At 35.1% G+C, this 20,177-nt stretch carries 17 protein-coding genes; 2 read left to right on the top strand and 15 right to left on the bottom strand.

Going from position 1 to position 20,177, the window contains the following annotated elements; all coding sequences use genetic code 11:
• Window positions 1-19: 19 nt before the first annotated feature.
• From H964_RS11220 to mtaB, 8 genes are all read right to left on the bottom strand, one after another.
• Window positions 20-832 (bottom strand): TlyA family RNA methyltransferase, encoded by an 813-nt coding sequence (locus H964_RS11220; RefSeq protein ID WP_039767701.1) that lies wholly within the window; start codon window positions 830-832, stop codon window positions 20-22.
• Complete coding sequence (dxs, locus tag H964_RS11215) at window positions 829-2,682, bottom strand: 1-deoxy-D-xylulose-5-phosphate synthase (RefSeq protein ID WP_039767700.1); 1,854 nt, start codon at window positions 2,680-2,682, stop codon at window positions 829-831. Before dxs ends, H964_RS11220 begins: the two co-directional genes overlap by 4 nt.
• Window positions 2,683-2,701: 19 nt before the next feature.
• On the bottom strand, window positions 2,702-3,250 hold the full coding sequence (locus H964_RS11210; protein ID WP_039767699.1) for a hypothetical protein: 549 nt from the start codon (window positions 3,248-3,250) through the stop codon (window positions 2,702-2,704).
• A 737-nt stretch (window positions 3,251-3,987) separates the two neighbouring features.
• A complete protein-coding gene (locus H964_RS11205) occupies window positions 3,988-4,434 on the bottom strand; it encodes a divergent PAP2 family protein (RefSeq protein WP_039767780.1) in 447 nt (148 codons plus the stop codon).
• Window positions 4,435-4,441: 7 nt separating this feature from the next.
• The gene (locus tag H964_RS11200; protein ID WP_039767698.1) at window positions 4,442-6,586 is read right to left on the bottom strand and encodes an ATP-dependent helicase; all 2,145 of its coding nucleotides are present in this window, start codon (window positions 6,584-6,586) and stop codon (window positions 4,442-4,444) included.
• 9 nt (window positions 6,587-6,595) lie between these two features.
• The gene (pheT, locus tag H964_RS11195) at window positions 6,596-8,968 is read right to left on the bottom strand and encodes a phenylalanine--tRNA ligase subunit beta (protein WP_039767697.1); all 2,373 of its coding nucleotides are present in this window, start codon (window positions 8,966-8,968) and stop codon (window positions 6,596-6,598) included.
• A 34-nt stretch (window positions 8,969-9,002) separates the two neighbouring features.
• Window positions 9,003-10,025 (bottom strand): phenylalanine--tRNA ligase subunit alpha, encoded by a 1,023-nt coding sequence (gene pheS, locus H964_RS11190; protein ID WP_039767694.1) that lies wholly within the window; start codon window positions 10,023-10,025, stop codon window positions 9,003-9,005.
• Between the two features lie 17 nt (window positions 10,026-10,042).
• Complete coding sequence (mtaB, locus tag H964_RS11185) at window positions 10,043-11,347, bottom strand: tRNA (N(6)-L-threonylcarbamoyladenosine(37)-C(2))-methylthiotransferase MtaB (RefSeq protein ID WP_039767692.1); 1,305 nt, start codon at window positions 11,345-11,347, stop codon at window positions 10,043-10,045.
• A 227-nt stretch (window positions 11,348-11,574) separates the two neighbouring features.
• Here mtaB and H964_RS11180 point away from each other — a divergent pair, with 227 nt between their 5' ends.
• The gene (locus tag H964_RS11180; protein ID WP_011917365.1) at window positions 11,575-11,805 is read left to right on the top strand and encodes an HPr family phosphocarrier protein; all 231 of its coding nucleotides are present in this window, start codon (window positions 11,575-11,577) and stop codon (window positions 11,803-11,805) included.
• Between the two features lie 33 nt (window positions 11,806-11,838).
• Here H964_RS11180 and H964_RS11175 read toward each other — a convergent pair whose 3' ends face one another.
• Together H964_RS11175 and aroC are read right to left on the bottom strand one after the other, a co-directional pair.
• Window positions 11,839-12,972: a D-alanyl-D-alanine carboxypeptidase family protein gene (locus H964_RS11175; protein ID WP_039767690.1), complete on the bottom strand. Its 1,134-nt coding sequence runs from the start codon at window positions 12,970-12,972 to the stop codon at window positions 11,839-11,841.
• Window positions 12,973-13,034: 62 nt separating this feature from the next.
• Window positions 13,035-14,180: a chorismate synthase gene (gene aroC / locus H964_RS11170; RefSeq protein ID WP_039767778.1), complete on the bottom strand. Its 1,146-nt coding sequence runs from the start codon at window positions 14,178-14,180 to the stop codon at window positions 13,035-13,037.
• 69 nt (window positions 14,181-14,249) lie between these two features.
• Between aroC and H964_RS11165 the strand changes: the two genes are divergently transcribed.
• Complete coding sequence (locus H964_RS11165; RefSeq protein WP_237738282.1) at window positions 14,250-14,792, top strand: hypothetical protein; 543 nt, start codon at window positions 14,250-14,252, stop codon at window positions 14,790-14,792.
• Window positions 14,793-14,797: 5 nt separating this feature from the next.
• Here the strand turns inward: H964_RS11165 and H964_RS11160 are convergent, their stop codons facing one another.
• From H964_RS11160 to H964_RS11140, 5 genes are read right to left on the bottom strand one after another with little or no spacing between them, the layout of a single operon-like run.
• Complete coding sequence (locus tag H964_RS11160) at window positions 14,798-16,420, bottom strand: MBL fold metallo-hydrolase RNA specificity domain-containing protein (RefSeq protein WP_039767688.1); 1,623 nt, start codon at window positions 16,418-16,420, stop codon at window positions 14,798-14,800.
• Window positions 16,421-16,435: 15 nt separating this feature from the next.
• Window positions 16,436-17,512 (bottom strand): DUF3048 domain-containing protein, encoded by a 1,077-nt coding sequence (locus H964_RS11155; protein ID WP_039767686.1) that lies wholly within the window; start codon window positions 17,510-17,512, stop codon window positions 16,436-16,438.
• Window positions 17,513-17,525: 13 nt separating this feature from the next.
• The gene (locus tag H964_RS11150; RefSeq protein WP_039767684.1) at window positions 17,526-18,224 is read right to left on the bottom strand and encodes a diacylglycerol kinase; all 699 of its coding nucleotides are present in this window, start codon (window positions 18,222-18,224) and stop codon (window positions 17,526-17,528) included.
• Window positions 18,221-18,697, bottom strand: a complete 477-nt coding sequence (ybeY, locus tag H964_RS11145) for an rRNA maturation RNase YbeY (RefSeq protein WP_039767682.1) — start codon at window positions 18,695-18,697, stop codon at window positions 18,221-18,223. The genes H964_RS11150 and ybeY overlap by 4 nt, the downstream gene beginning before the upstream one ends.
• Window positions 18,666-20,126, bottom strand: coding sequence for an HD family phosphohydrolase (locus H964_RS11140; RefSeq protein WP_237738288.1), 1,461 nt, complete (start codon window positions 20,124-20,126; stop codon window positions 18,666-18,668). Before H964_RS11140 ends, ybeY begins: the two co-directional genes overlap by 32 nt.
• Between the last annotated feature and the right edge of the window lie 51 nt (window positions 20,127-20,177).

Genomic DNA, 20,177 nt, shown 5'->3' with positions numbered 1-20,177 from the left:
TAAAAACCTCCATCCAACTTCATATTCTTTTTCCTCCTAAAGATTCAAAAGCTTCACTGACAACCTCTTGCACCTTACCTTCTGTTAATACATTTTGCGGAAAATCTTCTTGTTTGAGGCAAAGTAAATATTCAATGTTTCCTTCTGGACCTTTAATAGGAGAGTACGTCAAGCCTTTTATGCTAATACCTAAGGAGAAATAACAATCAATCACCTTTTTAATAACACGAACATGTGTTTGACTTGACCTTACGACTCCTTTTTTCCCAACCTCCTTCCTTCCTGCTTCAAATTGAGGCTTTATTAGCAAAATGCCTTCAGTACCTTTTTCCATAAACTCCTTTATTTTATGTGCTATAAGCGTCAATGAGATGAATGAAACATCACATACAACTATATCAATTCTATCAGGTATCTTTTCTCTCTCAAAATACCTAAAATTTGTTTTCTCAAAATTGATAACTCTTTGATCTTCTCTTAGCTTCCATGCAAGCTGGCCATAGCCAACATCAACACAGTAAACTTTCTTTGCACCATGCTGCAAAAGGCAGTCTGTAAACCCACCTGTAGATGCTCCAATGTCTAAGGCAATTTTTCCTGAGACATCTATACTAAAAAAATTCAATGCCTTTTCAAGTTTAAGTCCGCCTCTGCTCACATACTTAAGTTGTTCTTTTACTACAATCTGAGCATTACAATCAATTAGCTCTCCAGCCTTTTCAATCTTTTGATTGTTCACATAGACATTTCCACTCAAGATAAGTGCTTTTGCTTTTTCGCGTGACTCTGCAAAACCTTTCTCAACAAGCAAAATATCTGCTCTCTTTTTCAATTTACTATCAACTCCATAATGGCATTTTTCAAATTCTCTTTGTCTAAACCAAGCAAAGAATAAAGTTCACTAATTGACCCGTGCTGAACGAATCTGTCCGGAAGTCCAATATGTTTTACCAAATTCTTGCTATTGATTTCACCAATGATACCCTTTATTTTTTCGCCAAGACCACCAACTACAGTATTATCTTCAACAATTAATATTTTCCTGTGAGTTTTTGCTATTTTTTCTATAAATTTAGCATCTAAAGGTTTTAAAAATCTTACATTTATCAGCGTTATGTTCAAATTGTTTTCTTTAATAATATCATACAACATTGAAACATGTCTTCCAACTGTAAAAATAGCCAAATTACTGCCTTCTACTAATATTTCAGACTTGCCAAATAAAATTGGTTCATAAACCCCAACAATCTTGGTTGTTCCTCTTGGATACCTTATTGCAATAGGTCCATCATGGTATGCTGCGGCAAAGTCTAACATCATTTCAAACTCTTTTGTATCCTTTGGAGCCATCACTGTTAAGTTTGGTATTAATGTCAAATACGATATATCAAAGCTGCCGTGATGTGTCTCGCCATCTTCGCCAACAAGTCCTGCCCGGTCTACACAAAATACCACATTCAAGTTTTGAAGACACACATCGTGAATAATTTGGTCAAATGCTCGTTGTAGAAATGTAGAATATATTGCCACAAATGGTTTGAAACCTTCCTTTGCAAGGGCTGCTGCAAACGTCACAGCATGTTCTTCGGCAATCCCAACATCAAAAAATCGCTCTGGATACATCTTCGCAAACTTAGTAAGCCCTGTTCCATCAGGCATAGCAGCCGTTATTCCCACAATCTTTTGATTTTCCTTTGCAAGTTCGCATAACTTGTCTCCTAATACTTCTGAAAAACTTTTGGAATTTGTATCTGTTAAATGATTGCCTGTCTCTATGTCAAATGGTGGAACACCATGATACTTTTCAGGGAACCTTTCAGCATGTTCATATCCTTTTCCTTTCTGTGTGACAATATGAACCAAAACAGGTTTTGTCAAATTTTTAACATTTTCAAAAACTTCACACATCTTCTTTATGTCATGTCCGTCAATCGGTCCATAATATTCAAAGCCTAGAGCTTCAAAAAGCATACCCGGAAAAAGTATATATTTAAGACCACCTTTTAGTTTTCTTACCAATTGATTAAGTTTTTCTCCAACAAAGGGTATATTTGCAACCAATTCATCGGTAGCTTTTTTTAGTTTAAAATACCTGGGCTGTGTTCTAACCTTAGACAAATACTTAGCAATCGCGCCAACATTTTTTGAGATTGACATTTGATTGTCATTTAATATTACAAGAAGTTTTCCGTTATACCTTCCAGCATTGTTAAGCCCCTCATATGCAAGCCCACCTGTCAACGCTCCATCTCCTATTACAGCAATTACATTATAATCTTTGTGATTTAGGTCACGAGCAATAGCAAATCCTAACGCAACTGAAATAGAAGTTGAACTGTGTCCTGTGTCAAATGAGTCATAGATACTTTCTTTTGACTTTGGAAAACCACTCAACCCCCCTAATTTTCGCAAAGTAGCAAACTTTTCTTTCCTTCCTGTCAAAATCTTATACACATAGCACTGATGACCCACATCCCATACAATTTTGTCCTCAGGCGGATTAAATATATACAAAAGTGCCAGTGTAAGTTCCACAACACCTAAATTTGCTGCTAAATGCCCACCCGTATTGGCAATGTTATATAATAAAAATTCTCTTACCTCTTCAGATAAAGTATATAATTCTGATATACTGAGCTTTTTTATGTCCTCAGGATAGTTTACTTTTTCTAATATACTCAAATCATCTCACTTCCTACTTCTATGTCTTTATAAATATGCTGAAAATTTTTCCACTTATTTTCACTATATCATAACTTTTTTTGATTGCAAAATACTTGCCAATCGCCTTGCCTGAAATTGTAAGAGCAGCAACAGTTGCTGTTAAAATCAGTGAAAGAAACACAATATCAGCGTTACTATTCTTTGAAATATAGAAAACAATACTTGCTGAGAGCGAACCGCTCAATATCCCACAGATGTCTCCTATTACATCATTGCAAATTGAAGAAACTTTACTTGCATTTTTAATGAGCCAAATACTGTTTTTTGCTCCTTTAACTTTTTTTGCAGCCATGGCATGAAAAGGAACTTCATCAGCAGCAGTAGCTGCTATACCTATTATATCAAATAAAATTCCCAAAAGAATTATTACAAGCAATAATACAAATGATATAGTAATTGGTAATTTTTCAGACACAATACTCGAGATGTAATTTAGAGAAGCTGACAACAAAAAGGACAATACAAATAAAAACACTACCCATTTAAAATACTCTGACTTTTTGGTTTGTGTCTTCTTACTCCCCATTTTTCCTCCCCAATATATAAAAAACTTTTTTATCTTACATTGAAAGTATACAAATTTATGGGATAGGGTGATTTTACGAAGGGTAAATTTTGCGGCTTGAGGTCTGGTAGGATTTCCCCCAAACTTACCCCCCGTCGCCAGGAGGCGGTTTCCCTTTAAAAGTTTGGGTGTGCGGTTGCCCAACACACAACCAGATCGCCACTAAGTCCGCACTTTAATCCCCTTCGTAAAGCCGAAAGTCGGCACAGCCTAGGAGCTTTCCTCGACAGAGGGCATGCTTTCTAGCCTCTTTTGCGAAATAGATTTCAGGCCTCAAGACTCCTCTAAAAACGGGCCCTATTTTTAAAGGAGCCATAAATTCGGCCATCCGTCTATCTCGCTCAAGGCAGGCTACACTACCCCAAGCACATCTACTTAATTATAGATGTACCTGGCGGTAGGTTTTACTAACGCACAAAAAGAATTTAACCTTCCTTTTGTGCGTTAGCCTCCACGGGAAAAGGGTTCCATCCTGCATGCCATTGCAGGACTCCCTTATCCCTTACTCCCAGCTTCAACCCCTGACTGGGCGTCAGAAGCCAAAACCAGGAACTTCATCGGTGTGCCCTTTGGCGGATTTTTAGGCCCGCCTTCGAAAGCAGCCACTCTGACTAGGATACTGCATCACCCTATCCCATATTGCAGACATTTCTTATTTAGTTTTCTGAATAATATTATACCATAGCCTCTTTTTAGCTTCAAATCATTATAGTTGCTATTAAAATGCCAAGAAGTGCTCCAACAAACACCTCTGTAGGTTTGTGCCCTATAAGTTCTTTTAATTTGTGCTGGGGCTTGTAATGTGGTGAAAAATACATTTCTATGAGCTCATTTAATGTCTGTGCTTGTTTGCCAGCCTCTCTTCTCACGCCAGCTGCATCATACATCACAATCAATGTAAATGTCAATGAAATAGCAAAACTTGTTGAGCTAAAACCATCTATAAACCCCACCGCAGTTGAAAGCCCGCAAGCAAATGCTGAATGAGAACTTGGCATTCCACCTGAACTTATGAATTTTCTAAAGTCTATTTGGTGGGACACAAAGAAGGTTATTATTATCTTTAAACACTGGGCTATAAACCAGCTAACAAAACCAACTTGTAGAGCCTTGTTTGTAACTATTTCGTATATGACCTGTTTCATCTTCCCATCAACCAATCTTTATGAGATTTGCATATGATAAAAGCAACCTTTTCTGTCCAAACTTCTCAAAGTCTATCAACACCTCATTCATATCCTCTGAAACAGATAATACTTTCCCAATACCAAATTTCTTGTGCTGTATTATATCACCAACAGCCAAAGCCTTTTTGGTACTACTTTCTGTATTACCACTGATTTGTGTACCAGAAGATTTTATAATCATAAGTGGTGTATATATCTGCTGGATATATTTTGTTGGAATCTCGTCAATAAAACATGATCTTTGCCTTGATGAAAATCGCCCAAAAACTCTTCTGTTGTTTGCATATGTTAGAACCAATAATCTCCTTGCTCTTGTAATTGCCACATAACAAAGCCTTCTTTCTTCTTCAAGTTCATTTTGCAACTCAATTTCATTTTCTGACCTCATAAGAGGAAATAACCCTTCTTCAAGACCAGTCAAAAATACCACCTCAAATTCTAAACCTTTTGCAGCATGGACTGTCATTAACATGACTTTATCTTCTTTTTGACTGTCATCTTCTTCAAAGCTCAGGGTAATTGAGTTTAAAAAGTTTTGTAAGCTTTTATCTTCGTTTTCTTCATCAAACATAGCTGCTGCACTGATTAGTTGTTCTATATTCTTTGCTCTTTGGAAATCTTCCTCATTTTTACTTGAAAGCAAGCTCTCCATATACTTTGTCTTATCAAGCACAAGCTTGATTACCTCAACCACTGATTTTGACTCAGCTTCAAATCTCATGCTCTCTAATAGTAAAATAAAGTCATATAATTTTGCATACGTTCTTCTGTCAAACTCAAAATTCCCTCTTTCTTTTAACAACCTATAAGCAGAAATTCCATACTCATCACTCAAAACCTTTATCTTTTCTACTGTGCTTGGCCCAATTCCCCTTTTTGGTACATTTATAACTCTAAACAAACTTAAGTTGTCATCAGGATTAGTTATGAGTCTTAAATATGCAATAATATCCTTTATCTCTTTTCTTTCGTAAAATCGCAAACTTCCTACCACTTTATAAGGGACTGAATGAGAAGAAAGAGAATTTTCAAAGTTTAGCGACTGAGCATTTGTCCTATATAGGATTCCTATTTCAGAAGGCTTAATTCCACTTTGTATAAGATTCTTTATTGACATTGAGACAAAATTTGCCTCGTCAACCTCATCAACTGCTGAATAAAGATAAATCTTTTCGCCTTCGTTATTATCTGTCCAAAGCCTTTTTGACTTTCTGTATTTGTTGTTCTTTATAACCTCATTTGCAGCGGACAAGATTATCTTTGTAGATCGATAATTTTTTTCAAGCTTTATCACCTTTGTATCTGGAAAAACATTTTCAAATTCTAATATGTTCCTTACATCTGCGCCCCTGAAGCTGTAAATACTCTGATCATCATCGCCTACAACACAGATATTTCTGTGTTTTTGTGAAAGTAGATAAATCAAATAAAACTGTGCATGGTTTGTATCTTGATATTCATCCACTAAAATATATTTAAACTTATGCTGATACTTTTCTAATATGTCTGGGTTTGTTTTAAAGAGCATTATAGTATAGTACAAAAGGTCGTCAAAGTCAAAAGCATTGTACTCTTTTAAGAGTTTATTATAAAGCCTGTAAACCTCAACAACATGTGGGTCCACATCTCCTTCTTTATAAACATCAGATGGACCTATTAGCATATTCTTGAAATTGCTAATTAGTTTTGAAACATACCTGAGTTCAAGTCTCTCTTCATCAATATTCAACCTTGTAAAACACTCTTTTAAAAGCTGGTTTCTATCTAGCATGTCAAATATGACAAAGTTATTAGAAAATCCTATATTATGTGCTTCCATTCTAAGTATCTTAGCACATGCAGAGTGAAAGGTAGAAACCCACATCTCCGAAAAAGACTCCACACTTACAAGCTTTTTTATGCGTTCTTTCATCTCATCCGCTGCTTTATTAGTAAATGTTATAGCCAATATATTGCTTGGTTTTGCCAATCCCATATTCAATATATATGCAATTCTGTATGTGATTACTCTTGTTTTGCCAGAACCAGCTCCGGCCAATACTAAAAGCGGTCCTTCCGTTGAAAGAACCGCCTCTAATTGTTCTTCATTTAACTCTTTCAACCACTCCATTTTCCTCTACTACTCCCTAAGACCAATATTGTGATTTTTTAGCTCACCTAATATCTTTTCTTGCAGTGGCAAGATGTCGCCGTCTGACAATGTCTTTTCTTTTGACCTGAAAACTGCTTTGTATGCATAGCTTTTAAATCCTTCTTTTATCTGCTGTCCCTTGTAAACATCAAATAAATAAAACTCTTCTAAAATCTCTGACGCATATTTTTTAAATACATCTTCAATTACTCTGCTTTCAATCTCGTCAGGTACCAAAAATGCATAGTCTCTTTCAATAGCTGGGTACCTGAGGAGTGGTGCATATTTCTTTTCCTTTTTCTCAAGCTCTAAAAGCTTGTCAATGTAAACTTCAGCATATATTGCTCTTCCTTGAATGTCAAAACCACTTAAAACATCTGGATGGACCTCACCAATATACCCTATTATTTTATCTTTTGATGTAATTTTAGCAGACCTCGTTGGATGCAGATTTAAATTAGTATGGTCAGAAGAAAATTCTACATCTTCAATTCTCAGCATATCAAAAAGGTTTTCTAAAATTCCTTTTACAAAGTAGAAATCCTGCCCAACATTTCCTAATGCCAATACAAGCTTTTCATCCGGTAACTTCTCGTTTGATTTTTTGAACACAGGCGCAAGTTCAAATATCTTAATATCTTTGATATTTCGTGAAAGATTAAGATTGATAGCTTTGAGGATTGAACTTAAAAGTTGCATTCTCATAATTGAAAAATCTTCTCCAAGCGGATTTAAAATTTTAACAGCATCATCTAAATTGTACCCTTTTAAAATCTCATAAACTTTCGGTGATTCAAAAGAATACGAATAAATCTCATAGTAACCACTATTTGCAAGAAAACTTTTGATTTCATTTACCATCTTTTGTTTTTGAGTAAGTCCTGAGGAGATTGCATTTCCCATATAAACTCTTGAGGGTATTTTATCATAACCGTAGATTCTTATTACCTCTTCAGATATATCTGCCATATCAGCAATATCAACCCTAAATGGTGGAACAATAAAAACGTTTTTTTGGCTGTCATACAAAATTTCAAGCCTTTCTAAGATTTCAATTACATTATCATGTGGTACACTTACTCCAAGTAACTTTTCTATATACGAAAAATCGGCTTTAACTGTGACCTGCTGCTGAGGAACTAAATAAGTGTCTATTGTGCCTTTTACAACCTCACCAGCACCTATTTCTTCAATAAGTGCACATGCTCGTTGTATTGCAACCTCCGCAAAGTAAGGGCTAAGACCTTTTTCAAACCTGTTTGATGCTTCTGTTCTAAGACCTAAATACCTTGAAGTTCTTCGCACCATTGCAGGGTTGAATGTAGCTGACTCAAGAAGCACCGTTTTAGTATTTTCGTCAACCTCTGTTTCCAAGCCACCCATCACACCAGCTACTGCAATTGCCCTATCTTCATCCGCAATTACTATATCTACAGACCTCAAAGTTCTTTTTACACCATCAAGAGTAATAATCTCTTCACCATCATTTGCAAGTCTCACAAAGATATTTCTGCCATGAATTTTGCTCAAATCAAATGCATGAAGAGGCTGGCCTATTTCAAGCATTACGTAGTTTGTAACATCTACAATATTATTTATTGGACGAACACCACAGGCTATAAGTCTTTTTCTAAGCCATTCAGGTGATGGTCCAATTTTTACATTTTTTATTACCTTGCCAATATATCTTTTACAAATATTCCCATCTTGAATCTCAATTTTATCAAGATAATTCTCTATTTTGTCATCAACTTCTATATAGCTTAAGTTCGGAAATTTTAATTTTTTCTTCAAAACAGCTGCAATCTCTCTTGCTAAACCAACAACACTCAAACAGTCTGGCCTATTAGATGTTATCTCAAAGTCTACAATTATATCGTCTATCTTTAAAGCCTCTTTTATATCAATTCCAAGTTTGTCATCATCTATACCCTCAAGAATGAAAATCCCATTCTCATCAGCATAAGGAAACTCAGCGCTTGTCAGTCCAAGTTCATCTAAGGAACAAAGCATGCCTTCTGATACAACACCTTTGAATTCTAATTTGTCAATCACCTTGCCGTTTGCCAGACTTGCACCAGGTTTTGCAACAGGTACAAAAGCACCTTTATAAATATTTTTAGCAGCTGTGATTATTGTCAATACACATTCTTTTACATCAACCTTGCAAACAAACAAATTGGGATTCTCTGGATGCAAAAATACATCCAATATCTTGCCAACAACTACATTCCTGACAGAATCAAGTCTTTTCTCATACCCTTCAACTTTCGTTCCACTCATTGTGAGCTTTTCAACAAGTTCATCAACAGAACAGTCTATCTCTACAAGGCTTTTTAGCCACTCAAGAGATACTTTCAAAACTCTTCACTCCTTCTGTAAGTTAAATTTAATTTTATCTAAATTGTTTCAAAAATCTCAGGTCATTTTCATAAAAAAGTCTAATGTCCTCAATTTCATATTTTAACAGTGCTATCCTTTCAACACCCATACCAAATGCAAACCCTGTGTATTCATCTGGATCAATGCCGCAATTTGCCAAAACCTTTCTGTGTACCATTCCTGCACCTAAGATTTCAATCCACCCTTCTCCTTTGCAAGTTTTACATCCTTTTCCCCCACAAAATATACATGAGATATCAACCTCAGCAGATGGTTCAGTAAACGGAAAATGGTGAGGTCTGAATCTCACTCTTGTTTCCTCACCAAAAAACCTCTTTGCAAAAACCTCAAGCGTTCCTTTCAAATCAGCCATTGTAACCCCTTTGTCCACAAAAAGTCCTTCTATCTGGTGAAAAATAGGCGAATGTGTTGCATCAACCTCATCAGATCTGTAAACCCTTCCAGGTGAAATTATTTTAATTGGGGGCTTTTTGCTCTTCATAACTCGAATCTGAACTGGTGATGTATGTGTTCTTAGCAAAACATCATCTGAGATATAAAAAGTATCCTGAGTGTCACGCGCTGGATGGTCAGCAGGAATATTCAAAGCTTCAAAGTTGTAATAATCAAGCTCTACCTCAGGTCCCTCAGCAATCTCATAGCCCATGCTTAAAAATATCTCACTAATCTCTTTTTGTACCTGCGACAGGATATGAATTGCCCCTACTTCTACTCTTTTTCCTGGTATTGTAACATCAATTCTCTCTTTTTGTATTCTTTTTTGTTTTTCCTCTTCCTCAAATTTTTTGCGCAACTCATTTATCTGGGATTCAATAAAGTCTCTCAGTTCATTCAACTGTCTTCCAGCTTGTGCTCTCTTGTCCGAAGGGAGGGTGGAGAGTTCTTTTAGCATATTTTTAACAATACCCTTTTTCCCTAAATACTTTATTTGAAACTCTTCAAGTTCTTTTAAATTTTTAACATTTGCTATTTCACCCATACACTGAACTTTTAAGTTTGAGATGTCAATGTTCAAAACAAACACCACCTTTTTTAAAATATTATATCACCAATAACATACTGCTCAAAAGCTTCCTTCACCTTGACCTTGTAAATTTCACCAACTCTAATTGACTCTGTCTTTGGAACAAGTGTACGAATGTAATTTCCCGAGTACCCTTCAAAATATCCTTCTAAGCTTGAGTTTTCTTCTATTAAAACATCCACTATTTTCCCTTCAAACTTTTTGTGAAAACCAAATGAAAGTTTTCTTGCTACACTTTTTAAAATCTCGCTTCTCTTTTCTTTCTCTGCGCTACTTACTTGATTTGGCATATTATATGCATTTGTACCTTTTTTTGGTGAAAACCTAAAAACATGGATTCTTGAAAATCCTATCTCCTTTACAAACTCTACAGTCCTTTCAAAATCCTCATCACTCTCCCCTGGAAAACCCACGATAATATCTGTTGTAAAAGCAACATCATCCCAATAACCTCTTACCATTTCTACAATTTGTCTGTACTCATCAGTTGTATAGTGCCTATTCATAAGTTTCAAAATCTTGTCACTTCCACTTTGAAGTGACAGATGCAAGTGATGACATAACTTCTCTATCTTTACTAATCTTTTTATAAAATCTTCTTTCATAACAATTGGCTCAAGAGAACTCAACCTAATTCGTCTTACCTTTTCAATCTTGCTAATTTCTTCTATTACATCAAGAAGTGTAACCTTATAATCCAAATCTTTGCCATATGCTGAGATATTAATACCTGTAATTACAAACTCTTTGTACCCATTTGAAGCAAGTCTTTGTACCTCGTCTAAAATGGAACTTAAGCTTCTGCTCACAACAGAACCTCTTGCATATGGAATTATACAGTAAGAACAAAACTGTTCGCAACCTTCTTCTATTTTTATAAAAGCCCTCGTCCTCTCATTAAAGCTTGAAATTTTTAACTCTTCAAAAGTATCCCTTTTATATTCATTATTAACAGCTAAAATCTTCTTTTTCTGTTTTAAATATTCGGTTACATACTCTACAATCTTTTCTCTATCCCTTGTACCAACAATTATATCAACTCCCTCAATCTTTTGAACCTCTTGCGGGTAAACCTGCGGATAGCACCCCATTACAACAACTATACTATCTGGTGATGTCTTTTTAGCTCGTTTTATTGCCTGTCTTGACTTTCTGTCACTTACATTTGTAACTGTGCACGTGTTTATAACGTATATATCTGCTTCTTGGTCAAAGTCTACTATCTCATAACCCAATCTTTCAAAGGTTTCAGCAATAGCCTGTGTTTCGTACTGATTTACCTTGCACCCAAGTGTATAAAAAGCAATTTTCAACGTATAACATTCACCTCCATGTTTAAGTTATATTATAATATTTAGCTTACAATAAATAAAGAGTCATAATTGCTTTTCAGCCTTTTTTATGAAAATCAAAATGGATTGTTATTTTTTAATGAAAAAAGGGTATAGAAAATGTGTAAGAGGTTAATTGATTTAAGTCTTAAAAATATGTATGATAATAAATGTGAGTATTATTTTAGTTGTGAAGGGAGGAATTTAAAATGAAAACAGTAACAGTAAGACTAAACACAATTGATTCAGTTAAGAACTTTGTCAACATTGTTAGTAAGTATCCATTTGACATTGACCTAACATCTGGCAGGTACGTAGTTGATGCAAAGTCAATCATGGGCATATTCAGCCTTGACCTCAGCAAGCCTATTAAGGTAGAGATTCATTCAGACAACTGCGAAGACCTGTTAAAAGAGCTTGAGCCGTTTATAGAAAAGTAAATAAATTTAGCGTGGCTAAAGCCCACGCTAAATTTATTTTTGAGAGGCTTTCTGCCCGAAAAACCTCTCTTTTAACTTGTCCCAAAAGGTTTTTCTCTGACATTCTTGAAGAGTCGCAATAGGAACTGAGTAGGTTTGATGGTCATATTTTATCTCAAGCTTCCCCACCTCTGTATACTTTTTAACTGGTGCTGATACCTTCTTTGAAATCACAACATTGAGACCTGGATACTGGTCCTTTGTCAAAACAAAAATATTTTGTTCTGTTATCCCCAATTTTACCCAATTCTCCTTTGAATCTTTTACTCTCAAATAACCAATCTCTCCTCTGGCAATTTTGAGAATTTTGTAATTTTGATATGCAAAATCAAGAATTTTTTTGGTATCATTCCACATATCAGGTGCGTTGAGCACAACACAAATAACCCTAAAATCATCTCGGCAAGCAGAGGTGACAAGGCACCTGCCAGCTCTTTTAGTAAACCCTGTCTTAACACCTTCTGCACCTTGATAAGATTTTAGCATCTTGTTTTTATTTTTTAAAACTCTACTATATGGCCTTGTTGTCCACCTTATTTCCTTTTGAGTTGTGCTTACAATCTCTCTAAATGTCTGATTTTTCATGGCATAAGCAGTAAGACGTGCTAAATCATGTGCGGTAGTGTAATGTTCTCCTTCTTCAAGTCCATGTGGGGAGGAAAACATAGTATTCTTAAGTCCAAGCTCTTTTGCTTTTTTGTTCATTAAATTAACAAACTTTTTAACATCTCCACAAACGCTAATTGCCAAAGCAGCCGCAGCGTCGTTGCCAGAGGCAAGCATAAGTCCATATAAAAGCTCAATTATTTTAAGCCTTTCACCTTTTTCTAAATAAATCGACGAGCCAGGAACACCAATAGCTTGAGCAGGAATTTCAATCTCCTTGTTGAGGTCACAATTTTCTATCGCCAGTATCGCTGTCATTATTTTAGTAGTACTTGCCATAGGGAGCTTTAAATCTTTGTTTTTCTCAAATAAAATTTTGCCTGTGGTCCATTCTATTGCTATTGCCGATTTTGCAGTGACTTGAATGTCACATTTCAAACCTGCATAGCATTCATTATAATAGCTTAAAATCCTTAAACTTACTATAACCAATAGAACAGAAAACTTGATTTTCTTGGACATATACAAAAACACCCCCTACACCTTATTTTGAGTTTTTAATGTAGGGGGTATGTATCCATCTTTTACTTCTGGTACAATCTTTTGTAATTATCTATCATGATATCTAAAGAATCACCTGACAGGCGGTCAATCAAGCTATTTGCTAATACATAAGCTACAGCAGCCCTCATTACAACACTTCCTGCTGGTACAGCGCAAGTATCTGATCTTTCAACTGCTGCTTCTTTTTTCTTTAAACCTTGTAAATCTACACTTCTGAGTGGCTTGTACAATGTCGGAATTGGCTTGAAAGCAGCCCTTATTACAATATCCATACCATTGGAAATTCCACCTTCAATACCACCTGCATTGTTTGTCTTTCTATAAAAGCCTTTTTGATCATCGTAAAAAATCTCATCATGCACTTCACTACCAAACCTTCTTGATACTTCAAATCCCATTCCAATTTCAACGCCTTTAACAGACTGGATGCTCATAACAGCCTGAGCAAGCAGTCCGTCAAGTTTCCTATCCCAGTGTACATGACTTCCAAGACCAAAAGGTACATTTTTACAAATTACCTCAGCAACACCACCAACACTATCTCCCGCTTCTTTTGCGCTATCTATTACCTGCTTCATATCATTTTCAGCTTCTTTGTCAATACAAAAAAGGTCAGAGTTTTCTGCCTCCTCGAATAAATTTACATCGTCAGTACTATACTCTTTTTTGATTCTGACCCCGCCTATTTCAACAACGTGATTGTAGAGTTTTATACCAAAAACATTCAAAAGCTCTTCACACAAAGCCCCTATTGCAACACGCATAGCAGTCTCACGCGCACTTGCCCTCTCCAGCACAGGTCTTGCATCATCAAATCCATATTTAAGACAGCCTGGCAAATCAGCATGCCCAGGACGTGGTACAGTAACCTTTTTAGTTATAGTGTCGCATAAAATTGGATCCATATACTTTTGCCAATTTACATAATCCCTGTTCTCAATCATTATTGTAATAGGCGCTCCTGTTGTATATGAGTTTCTCACACCCGACAAAATTATAGCTTTGTCTTTTTCTATTTCCATTCTCTTGCCTCTACCATAACCTCTTTGGCGAAGTTCTAAAAGCCTATTGATATTATCAATATTAATCTTTACATTTGCTGGAAATCCTTCAACAATTCCTACTAAGCATCTGCCGTGTGTTTCACCTGCGTCCAAGAATCTCATCTTTTCACCCCAAACAAAAAATAATTTCATTCACTTGCAAAAAAAGAAGTCGCAAAAAATATAATATAAATGAACATGTTTAAGTATATTAAAGAGATGAAGACAAAGCTTGTGAGTATACTTTGTGTCATTTTAATTGTATACATTATCCTCAGTATTTTCATTATGAGAAGTTCAAATCAGCATATATACGTGTACCATGAACCTTCGATGGTAAAATTAAGTTTTGGCGAGTCTAAATATTTCTCAATAATAGGAGTGCTTAAAGTAAGCCTTGAAAAAATAACAAAGGAGAAGTATTTTATAACCTATTCCCAGATTACGGGCAACCAAAGCTATTTTGGTCTGACACTTATTATCGAAGATTTAGCAAGAAAAAATATTGATAAATCAGCATTTGAATACATCTACATCGAAGATACAACTACAAAACAAAAATTCTACCCTATTCCGTACTATGAAATAGAAAACTTCCCTACAGATAGACCTCTCGGGTATAAAGTAAAATTCTATGCCAAATTTCTACCTCTACCTTACCAGACCTCATCTATAAATATCTATTTCAAATTTTCCGACAAACTTTTTGTATTAAAGAATGTAGACATAAGGTGAAAATATCAATAATCATTGAGTGCTAAGCTAATAAGATACCGGAGCTCTTCAAGATTACTGTTTATAGCATTCAATCTCTCTGGTGAGACAGAAGCACTTTTTATATATTCTTTTAGTCTATTTAAATCATCTTCAATATCTTCAATCTGAGCCAAAATAGAGAGATTGACAAATGAAGGCGACTCTGAAAATAGTCTGTCTTTTGTCACAATCTGCTCCGGACCTATTACGTAAAATTCGCCACGTGCAGGAATATGAACATCAAAACCAAAGTTTCTTTTAAGCTCCTGTGCAAATTCAACTTGTGATTCTTTCTCACCATGTACAATGAAGACTTGTTGGGGCTTGTTTTTCATACTATCAATCCACTTGATAAGTCCGTTTTTGTCAGCATGTCCTGAATATGCTTCGATATATTCTATCTTCGCTTTGACTTCAATTTCTTCACCGAAGATCTTGACCTTTTTCTGACCATCTAAAAGTTTTCTTCCAAGGGTATTTGGTGCTTGATAACCTACAAATAGGATGGTATTGTTTTCTTTCCAAAGGTTGTGTTTTAAATGATGTTTTACTCGCCCAGCTTCGCACATTCCGCTTGATGAGATTATTATACAGCTTCCTTCATAGTTATTTAGCATCTTTGACTCGTCAGCTGTACGGACAAATTTCAAATTCTTAGGTTCAAGTGGATAAATTCCCTTTTTTATAAACTCTGCAGCCTCTTCATCAAAGTAGTCTATGTGTTTTTTGTACACACTACTTGCTGAGGTAGCCAATGGACTGTCAACAAATATATCAATACTTTGAATAAGCTTTGCCTCATCAGAACCTGTAGTAAGTTCCTTTGCTATCTCATATAAGATCTCTTGAGTTCTTCCCACTGCAAACGAAGGAATTATAACCTTACCACCATTTGAAATGGTATCACAAATTATTCTTATTAGCCTTTTAGACTTATTTTCCACATCTTCATGCAGTCGATCACCGTAGGTGCTTTCAATAAAAAGATAATCACAGCCATCTATTGTTGATGGGTCTTTTAAAATGGGAACGTTTCTATTCCCTAAATCGCCCGAAAACACTAACTTGTACTCTTTTTCATCTTCAGTTATATAAAGCTCAACTATTGCTGAACCAAGCATATGACCTGCATCTTTCAATACAAATCGAAGATTGCTATCTATCTCAACTACCTGTTCATATTTCACACCACTGAAAAGCTCTAAACACGCATAGGCATCGTCAATAGTGTAAAGGGGTTTTAGCTCCTCTCTGCCTTCTCTCTTTCTCTTTTTATTCTTCCACTCTACATCACTTTCTTGAATATGCGCACTGTCTGGAAGCATAATGGAACATAAATCAACAGTTGCATCAGTTGTATAAATTATCCCTCTAAACCCATCTTTGTAAAGTTTAGGAATTCTCCCGCTGTGGTCAATGTGAGCATGAGATAAAATCATAAAGTCAATCTCTGATGGATTGAATGGAAATACCTCAAAATTTAGCTCATCCTCTGCATGCCCACCTTGAAACATTCCACAGTCAATTAAAAATTTTTTATCATTGAATTCAAAATAGTAACATGAACCTGTCACAGTTTGAGCAGCACCTAAAAAGGTTACTTTCAAAAATCCTCTCTCCCCTCAATTAATCTCTATTTTCCCATATTGAGGTACTATTTCAAACCATGTGTTACCCTTCAGAAGCTTAATCTCTTTGCCATCATTATCTTTCATTGTAAATGAGTTTTTTATATCAAATGTATAAGTTATTGGAATAGTTTTTCCTTCTTGAAGTAAGTATCCTTTCCCTTTAGAAAAATCTACTTCTTGTCGTCCTTTGTCGTCATTCTTTATTGTATCATATTTAGCAACTAATATTATCAAATTTTTTGCAAAAAGCTCAACACCTGTTTCCTTGTCAATATGTGGCTTTTCTTTCACAAACCTTTTATAAGCCTTCTTTACAGGGTCATACTCGTACTTAACATAATACCAACCAGAAAATCGAATTTTAACTTTTGAGTTTCCTGAAGTATACTTATTGACTACACTGTCTGTTAAAGGATAAAACTTATAACCTTGCTGTTTTTTGTACCCTTTTTTATCAAAGTACTTTACTAGACTTTCCATTGTTGAATACAAATTATGTGGTGCCTTTCTATCAGATGTTCTATAAAAAATTCCTCCACCTGTGTAAATTGCGTCAATATGAGGGATATAACCTTGTTTAAAGAGCCTATAGGCTTGAGGACTTCCTCCACAGTGAATATAATATGCATTCAGTGACTTTGCTATCTGCATAAAGTAAGGTCTTGCACTTCTGATTGGCCCCACTTTTTTTGGATATGTATGGTGGTAGATTGCCATTATACGTGTTGCTCCACCTTCTATTAGCGCTTCATAAAGATATTCTGCTTGATTTAAAGAAGATTGAGGGATTGCGCCAGGTTCATTGTTTATCATCACCGCAATTACCTGGTGCTCGTCCTTTTGATATATAACCTCACCTGTGAGCTTACATATGTAATTATCTGAACTAAAACTTGTTACATTATTATGTTCTTCTTTTTCAGTCTGCTTCACTTTATTGATTTCAGAATCGCTGTGAGCACAAACCTTTTTCTTTCCGCAACCTGCTAACAACGATATAAGCAAAATTATCACACTTGCAATTATACAAATATTAAATACCAATCTTTTTAAGAAAATCCTTTTCATGGTTGTCCCTCTCTCATTTAATCTTGAATATTAAAAGTGTCACAAGCACACCAATTATTGCTCCTACAACTGTTTCCCAAATTGTATGAATCTTTGCTTCCAATCTGCTCTCCAAGACCAAAAGTGCCATAAAAACTGCCAAAGAAACAATTATCAGATTATTTGTAAGCATAATAATGGCAGTTGCTGCTGCAAAGGCTAAAGCTGTGTGACCGCTTGGCATTCCGCCTTGCATAAATTTTGTCCTCTTGTTGACAGCTTTTACGACAACTATTACCATTGCCACAATTATAAGCGACAAAAAAACTACGTGAAAAGAAATTCCTCTAATATGCTTTAAGGTAATCTCTAAGGGTAGTTTCATTTTGTCATAAAATAGAAAGTATCCAATTGTCAAGGCTAAAAGAGCAGTCACTAAAACAGCACCTGCTGCTACATCTTTTGCAATCTTTGCTTTGGGTTCAAAATCTTTGGCCATAAGGTCAATAGTATTTTCTATCGCCGTGTTTATAAGTTCTGCAGTTATAACAAATCCAATACAAATCAAAATTATTACTGTTTCAATTTTGTTTAGCTTAAATACTATCGTAAAAAACAATACTAAAAAGGCTATTAAAAAATGTATCTTCATATTCCTTTGTGACTTGAACGCAATAATTATCCCATTTATTGCATTGTCAAAACTTTCAAGAAGTGTTCTTTTTCTTTTCATCTTGTCAACCCCATACCCTCTAAAACCATTTCTTCATATTTCCTCATAAGCCTTCTATCATCTTCTTCTATGTGGTCAAAGCCCAATAAGTGCAATACCGAGTGGACAGTCAAATACGCAATCTCTCTTTCAACAGAGTGTCCAAACTCTTTTGCTTGTTCATAAGCCTTTTCAATTGAGATTACAATATCTCCAAGTGGAATTTCCTCTTCTACAATTGCTATATCTTCCTGAAGCTCTCCATTTTTAAACTCAAAAATAGGGAATGATAACACATCAGTTTCTCTGTCTATACTCCTATAGTGTTTGTTTAGCTCTTTTATAAATTGATTATCAACAATCATTACACTAATTTCATAGTTTTCGTCATCCATAAAAATCTTCAATGTATTCAATACCGAATCTTCTATTATCTTGGAAATGCTCTCATCTATTTGATATTTATCCTGCTGATTTTGAATGATAATTTTCACTTCTGCTTACCACCTCTTCCATTTTATTTGTAGTGTCATCAACTAAATTATAACTGACTCTTTTATGGAAAACACCCGTCAACACCTTAATAAAGCTATCACAAATAGTTTCTAATTCTTTAAATGTCAAATTGCTTGAATTTAACTGGCCGTCCATAAGTTTTTCATAAATTATCCCTCTTATAGTACTTTCAATCAGCTGTGGTGTTGGCGATGATAGTGCTCTTACCGCCGCCTCAACAGAGTCTGCAAGCATAACTATTGCTGCTTCTTTGCTCTGGGGGACAGGACCTTCATACCTAAACTTTTGTTCACTAACTTGCTGATTTTGTGTCAAAGCCTTGCCATAGAAAAAAGCCACCTTTGTAGTTCCATGGTGCTGCCTTATAATATCCAACACCTGCTTAGGCAATTTATATTCCTTGCCAATTTCAACACCATCTTTTGTGTGAGATGTTATAATAAGTGCAGAAAGTGTTGGTGATATTTTGTTGTGAGGGTCTTCCTCTACAATTTGATTTTCTTTAAAATAAAATGGTCTTTTCAATTTTCCAATATCATGGTAATAAGCACCTATTCGTGCTAAGAGGTAATTTCCACCAACAGCTTCACAAGCAACTTCTGACAAATTTCCCACAATTAAACTGTGATGATACGTACCAGGAGCTTCTAATAGTAACCTTTTTAACAATGGATGGTTAGGGTTTGAAAGTTCCATAAGTCTAATTGGTGTTGCATAGTCAAAGATATATTCCCATATAGGGAGAGTACCATACGCGAGCACAAATGAAAGCGCTGTTCCAACAAAGGAGTTTATTGAATTATATAAAATCATTTCCCCATCAGTTTGATAGACAAGTTCAATTGCCAAAACAAAAAGGGCTGAGATTAAGCTTGATAAAAAACCATGACTTATAAACTGAATTCTACTTTGAATCTTGTGCGAAACAATTGAACTTAGACTCCCACCTATAAAAAGATAAAGAGCAAAATCAAAATTTTTGTCTCCTACAACTAACAATGTAATAATCGATACAACAATGTTGAATACAATTGCAATCCTTACATCGATCAAGAGAGAAATTAAAACAATCCCCATAAAGGCTGGGATTGCAAATGCGGGAATTGGAATAAGAAATTTTACCAAAAGTAAGTTTAAAATCAAAACTGTACTTACTGCTATCATATCATTGCAACTGTTTATAAATTCTCTTTCAAAAAGATAAAAATACACACTCAAAAATAGAACTAAAATTAGAAGAAGTAATAATATTCCTATAAAATCTTTGGTTATTTGTACGTTATTATGATAATTTGTACTAATTTTTAAAAATGTAAAAATTCTGCCAAACAAAAAATCTTGACTTTTTCTATTCGACGTTAATATCAATATCATGGAAACAATAAAAAAAGAGCTAAGTGACACCATGCGACAAAGATAAATCTTTCTTCTGCTATGCCATTTCTGGGAGTTTTGTAA

This window comes from Caldicellulosiruptor sp. F32 (genome assembly GCF_000404025.1).
Classification (GTDB): Bacteria; Bacillota; Thermoanaerobacteria; order Caldicellulosiruptorales; family Caldicellulosiruptoraceae; genus Caldicellulosiruptor; species Caldicellulosiruptor saccharolyticus.
The sequence above is the reverse complement of the archived record's forward strand: the minus strand, read 5'-3'. Positions and strand labels throughout refer to the sequence as shown.

Bases quoted from the DNA above. Each gene is read 5' to 3' on its own strand.
- H964_RS11210 (WP_039767699.1), bottom strand. From the start codon at position 3,250: ATGGGGAGTAAGAAGACACAAACCAAAAAGTCAGAGTATTTTAAATGG.
- H964_RS11140 (WP_237738288.1), bottom strand. From the start codon at position 20,126: ATGGTGTCACTTAGCTCTTTTTTTATTGTTTCCATGATATTGATATTA.
- H964_RS11205 (WP_039767780.1), bottom strand. From the start codon at position 4,434: ATGAAACAGGTCATATACGAAATAGTTACAAACAAGGCTCTACAAGTT.
- H964_RS11150 (WP_039767684.1), bottom strand. From the start codon at position 18,224: ATGAAAAGAAAAAGAACACTTCTTGAAAGTTTTGACAATGCAATAAAT.
- aroC (WP_039767778.1), bottom strand. From the start codon at position 14,180: ATGAGATTCTTGGACGCAGGTGAAACACACGGCAGATGCTTAGTAGGA.
- H964_RS11175 (WP_039767690.1), bottom strand. From the start codon at position 12,972: ATGTCCAAGAAAATCAAGTTTTCTGTTCTATTGGTTATAGTAAGTTTA.
- H964_RS11165 (WP_237738282.1), top strand. From the start codon at position 14,250: ATGAACATGTTTAAGTATATTAAAGAGATGAAGACAAAGCTTGTGAGT.
- H964_RS11155 (WP_039767686.1), bottom strand. From the start codon at position 17,512: ATGAAAAGGATTTTCTTAAAAAGATTGGTATTTAATATTTGTATAATT.
- H964_RS11180 (WP_011917365.1), top strand. From the start codon at position 11,575: ATGAAAACAGTAACAGTAAGACTAAACACAATTGATTCAGTTAAGAAC.
- H964_RS11200 (WP_039767698.1), bottom strand. From the start codon at position 6,586: ATGGAGTGGTTGAAAGAGTTAAATGAAGAACAATTAGAGGCGGTTCTT.